This is a genomic window from Pseudomonas sp. NPDC087639 (genome assembly GCF_044743385.1).
GTDB lineage: Bacteria > Pseudomonadota > Gammaproteobacteria > Pseudomonadales > Pseudomonadaceae > Aquipseudomonas.
Map to the genome: position 1 here is coordinate 1 of NZ_JBIUWI010000129.1, position 5324 is coordinate 5324.

The following is a 5324-nucleotide window of genomic DNA, read 5'->3' on the forward strand; positions in this document are numbered from 1 at the left end:
CTGATCCGCGAACGCCGCGGCACCGCGCAGAAACTCGTCACCGAATACCGCTACGACTGCCAACACCGCCTCATCGGCCTGACCCGCCCCGACGGCAAAACCGCCAGTTACCGCTACGACGCCTTCAACCGGCGCATCAGCAAAACCGTCGACGGCGCCACCACCGAGTTCTTCTGGCAAGGCGATCACCTCGTCGCCGAAAGCAGCCAAACCCACCACCGCAGCTACGTCTACGAACCCGGCACCTTCCGCCCGCTGGCGCTGCTCGACGGCAAAGGCCCGAAGCGCGCCTGCCCGTTCTACTACCAACTCGACCACCTCGGCACCCCACAGGAACTCACCGACTACAGCGGTGAAATCGTCTGGTCGGCGCAATACGACGCCTACGGCAAAGTTGCCGCGATCACCCTAGCCGGCGAGGAATACCTGGACCAGCCACTGCGCTTCCAGGGGCAGTATTTCGATGGGGAGAGCGGGCTGCATTACAACCGGCACCGGTATTACGACCCACGGCTGGGCCGGTATCTGACGCCGGACCCGATCAAGTTGGCGGGTGGGTTGAATCAGTACCAGTACGTGCCGAATCCGACGGGGTGGGTGGATCCGCTGGGGTTGAGTTCGAACTGTCCGCCGTCAGCGCCGCGTCGTCCGATGCGGTACGAGGCTGGTCGCGTGGTCGTCGAAGAGGGAGCGCCCCCGCTGCCGAAAATGACGGCGCAGGAGCGACGGGCGAGGCTTGATGAGGTGGCTGAGGAGAATGCGAAGCGGCGGGTACATGAATATGAAGAACTTTATGATATGCACACTGTAAAAAAGCACAGTTCTGAAATTCCCGATCTAGCCCTCAAACAGCGAGCTATCGATGGTACTGATCCTCATACTGGTGTCGCTCCAATACCACCCAGAGGGAATCCAAGCTCACAATTTCACAACTGGCGAATGCATTTGGGGGCATTAAACAAGGCGATGACAAGGGATGAAAATGGCTTAATCATGCATACTTGTGAGGATCAGAATGAAACTCCGATAGTTAGGTTCGAGTTGCCTGGGGCAGGGCGAGGGTATAAGCCGAATAGGAACGATCCGCAAAATCCGATTCTGAATGAGAATATGAACTGGTTTGAGGTTAAATTTGATAAAACGAATAAACAAGATCCATTTACAGGTTTTCCTTCGGAGAAAAAATGATGTTGAAAAATCCGTATTTAAATAAGCCCTTCAATCCAAGTTTTAGCTGGTTTATTGGAGTTTTTGATGTTTATGACCGAGAGGAGACTCGAGGTGTCGAACTTGCTGTATATAATCCCGACATTTCTGATGATAGAGAGAAGCTTATAAGGAAGTATTGTCTAAAGCTGCCATATCTATCATATAGGCATAAGCTGGTTTTATTTGAGGCTTTAGAGTCAGCGTTAGAAGAATCGAACTATGATTTTAGTAGTCTGTTTGAGATTGATGAGTGCGAAACATCCAGCTGGCCTAGAGGGGAATGGTATTCTTTAAACAGCCCGCGTTGTTTTTTTGAAGAGATCTACCGCTTGGCGAAAGAGGTCTGGAGGGACGATCTTGAGAAGGCTGCTGGTGAGGACAGATCTACTTGGTGAGGGCGATATTTCCATAAATATGGTCACTCTTGATTTTGCTCGTTTAACTAGTGTCAACGTAAGCAATTAGATGCGTCAACTTTTCCTGCGGGGGCAGTCTTGCCCCCCCATAGGGATATGGTCGCTATTTAATCAACGTTGGCCGATTAGTTGCGGTGGATACAGTTCGGGGGCAGTGAGGCTGTCGAGTAGGTGCACGCTATACCCCGGAACATTCTTCGCATGATGCTTAGCCTGCGATGCCATCTCCGCAAGCTGACTAGCATCGAGTTGTGCGCACGCTTCGGGATGCAGATGCACCACACCGATGGACAGTGACAACAACGGAAACTCCTGCCGCACCCCTTGGCGATTCGGCGCAATGAAGCAGCCAGCCTCAAGATGCTCGGGGCGGTAGAAGCGGCGGCATTGGCTTTGGAAGTCGTCGAGTAGCTGGTTGAGGCGTTTGCGCCAGTCTTCGGGGCCGAGGACGAGGAGGAAGTCGTCGCCGCCGATGTGGCCGACGAAGTCGCGGGTAGGGTCGACGCGTTCGTTGAGGCACTGCGCCAGGCACAGCAGGACTTCGTCGCCGCGGCCGTAGCCGTAGATGTCGTTGAAGGGTTTGAAGCTGTCGATGTCGACGTAGCAAATGATTGATTCGCGGGCCTGTTGCAGCAGGCGCGTCAGGCATTGCTGGATCGGCACGTTGCCGGGTAGCAGGGTCAGCGGGTTGGCGTAGCGGGCTTGCTGGATTTTCAGTTCGGTGATCAGTTTGAGCACGTCGATCACCCGACCGAGGCCGAGATAGCTGCCGTTGAGGGTGATGATGAAGTCTTCTTCGATCCGCTGACGGGCGCGGCTGGTGATCAGGCGACTGACCTGTTGCAGCGACTGGCTCATTTCCACGGCGAGGAAGTCGTCGTTCATCAGGCGGCTGATCGGCTTACGCGCGAACAGGTCAGTTGCGAACGGTTTGAGCAGAGCATCCGAGAGAGAGTGGCGGTGGACGATGCCGCACGGTTGGCCTTGTTCGTCGAGTACTGCCAGTGAGTTGAGGTTGGCCTGGCGGCGGAAGGCTTCCAGCACGGTGGCGGTCGGCGTGTCGCGTGGCACGGCGGGTTGGTCGTTGAGCAGGGCGCTGAGGTCGCTGCCTTCGTCGTTCAGGGCCACGGCGCTGCTGTCGTGTTTAGGCATCAGGGCGCGGGCGTCACGGGGTGGCTGTTCCTGGGGGCGACCCAGCAAGTAACCCTGCACCAGATCAACGCCCATTTCGGTGAGCACCGCCAGTTCTTCCGGCAGTTCGATACCTTCGGCAATGACTTGCGCCCGGGAGGCTTTGGCAATCTGCAGGATCGAGCCGACGAATTCTCGTTTCAATGCATCCTGATGAATGCCATCAATGAAATGCCGGTCGATCTTCACGTAGTCCGGACGCAGCTCTGACCACAGGCGCAGGCTCGAATACCCGGCACCGAGGTCATCCAGGGCAATTGAAAAACCCATCGCTCGATAGTGATGTAGAGCCGTTTGCAGCAACTGGAAGTCGTCGATTGGCGTCTGTTCAGTGAGTTCGATCACCACCTGACTCGGCGGGATGCCGAAGTCTTGCAGCAATTGCAGTGTCCGCCCTGGCTGATGCGCCGCTTCGAGCAAGGACTCCGGCGAGACGTTGAGAAACAGTTTGCCCGGCAGTTGCTGTTCGTTAAATCGACGGCAAGCACTCTGGCGGCAGGCGATTTCCAGTTCGCTCAAGCGTCCGGCCTGACGCGCCACCGCGAACAGCGCGATGGGCGAGTGCAGAGGGCTATTGGACGGGCCGCGAGTCAGAGCTTCGTAACCGAGAATACGTCGCTCAGAGAGGCAGATGATCGGCTGGAACAGGCTGTGTAAACCGCTTTGAGTCAGTATCGAGCTCAAGGCACTCAGCTGTTCGGTCGTGGTCATGGCAATCTCTGGCGATAAAAAAAGGACTGGGAGCGCTCTCGATGAAGAGAGTGGCTCCCAGTCCTTTATTGCACGACAGAATGATGACTGTTTGATGACGATCCGGGGATCGTCAGCATTAAATTGCCATCACCTTACTTCTTGGCCACCTGATTGCTCAGTTTCAGGTAATCCAGCAGAACGCGCCCGGTTTCGCTCAGGTAGGCATCGTCTTCCGGTTTGACCTTGTCCTGCTCGGCTGCCGCGAGGGCGTCTTCGTCTTCTTTCTTCAGCTCTTTGAGCGGTTCTTCGCCCTTGGCCTTGCGACGGAGGTTCTCCATCACCAGTTGCTTGGCGTCGATGCTGGCGTGCTGGGCACGACGATCCGCTTCATTGAGGCTGACGGTTTTTTCTTCCATCAGCTTCTGCGCCAGTGCCAGCTTGTCGCGGATGAACACGAACTCGGCATCCTTGGCGGTGCGAGTGTCATGCTCGGACTTGAGCTGTGCCAGGAACGGCTTGAACGGATCGGCTGCCGGTTTGATGGCGGCCTTGATGGTGTCCCACGGCATGGCTTCCGGCAGTGCACTCTCACCGATTTCCTTGGTGTCGATCAGCGACGGATAGTCGATGTCCGGCAAGACGCCTTGGTGCTGGGTGCTCTGACCGGAAACCCGGTAGAACTTGGCCAGGGTCAGTTTCAGTTCGCCATGGTTCAGCGGCTGAATGGTCTGCACGGTGCCTTTGCCGAAGGTCTGGCCACCGATGATCAGCGCGCGGTGATAGTCCTGCATGGCGCCGGCGAAGATCTCCGACGCCGAGGCAGACAGGCGGTTGACCAGCAGCGCCATCGGGCCTTTATAAAACGCACCCGGGTTTTCATCTTCCAGCACGTCGACGCGGCCATCGGCGTTACGCACGAGTACGGTCGGGCCTTTGTCGATGAACAGGCTGGTCAGCTCGGTGGCTTCCTGCAGAGAACCGCCGCCGTTATTGCGCAGGTCGATAACCACGCCGTCGACTTTGTCTTTCTGCAACTCGGTCAGCAGTTTCTTGACGTCGCGAGTGGTGCTCTTGTAGTCCGGATCACCGGCACGGAACGCCTTGAAGTCGAGGTAGAAGGCCGGGATCTCGATGACGCCGAGTTTGTAGTCCTTGCCGTCCTGCTTCAGGTTCAGTACGGATTTTTTCACGGCCTGATCTTCAAGCTTCACCGCTTCGCGGGTGATCGGCACAATCTTGGTGGTCTGGTCATTCGGTGCATTGCTGGCCGGAATCACTTCCAGGCGCACCACGGTGCCTTTCGGGCCGCGGATCAGCTTGACCACTTCGTCCAGACGCCAGCCGACCACGTCGACCATCTCTTTGTTGCCTTGGGCAACACCGATGATCTTGTCGGCAGGGGCGACCTGTTTGGTCTTGTCGGCAGGGCCGGCAGGCACCAGACGCACGACTTTCACCTGATCGTTGTCGCTCTGCAACACAGCGCCGATGCCCTCGAGGGACAGGCTCATGTTGATGTCGAAGTTTTCCGCGTTATCCGGCGACAGATAGTTGGTGTGCGGATCGTAGGACATGGCGAAGGTGTTGATGTACGCCTGGAAGATATCTTCCGGACGGGTCTGATCCAGGCGCGACAATTGGTTCTTGTAGCGCTTGGTCAGGGTTTCCTGGATCTGCTTCGGCTCTTTGCCGGCGATCTTCATCCGCAGCACTTCGTCCTTGACGCGTTTGCGCCACAGGTCGTCAAGATCGGCGGTGGATTTGAGCCAAGGAGCGTCCTTGCGATCGATCAGCAAGGTTTCCTTGGTGGTGAAG

The 5324-nt window shown here is 56.8% G+C and carries 4 protein-coding genes; 2 read left to right on the forward strand and 2 right to left on the reverse strand.

Annotation, left to right across the window (positions count from 1 at the left end; all coding sequences use genetic code 11):
- Together ACIOVB_RS26850 and ACIOVB_RS26855 are read left to right on the forward strand one after the other, a co-directional pair.
- A partial coding sequence (locus tag ACIOVB_RS26850) for an RHS repeat domain-containing protein (RefSeq protein ID WP_401272197.1) occupies positions 1 to 1188 on the forward strand: 1188 nt, incomplete at its 5' end.
- Positions 1188 to 1604 carry a hypothetical protein gene (locus ACIOVB_RS26855; RefSeq protein ID WP_401272198.1) on the forward strand — a complete coding sequence of 139 codons (417 nt, stop codon included), beginning with the start codon at positions 1188 to 1190 and terminating at the stop codon, positions 1602 to 1604. The genes ACIOVB_RS26850 and ACIOVB_RS26855, both read left to right, overlap by 1 nt.
- Positions 1605 to 1736: 132 nt before the next feature.
- On the opposite strand, the gene ACIOVB_RS26860 is transcribed toward ACIOVB_RS26855, so the two are convergent.
- A complete protein-coding gene (locus ACIOVB_RS26860; protein ID WP_401272199.1) occupies positions 1737 to 3527 on the reverse strand; it encodes a bifunctional diguanylate cyclase/phosphodiesterase in 1791 nt (596 codons plus the stop codon).
- 134 nt (positions 3528 to 3661) lie between these two features.
- Positions 3662 to 5324 (reverse strand): carboxy terminal-processing peptidase (locus ACIOVB_RS26865; RefSeq protein ID WP_401272200.1); only part of this gene is annotated, 1663 nt, incomplete at its 5' end.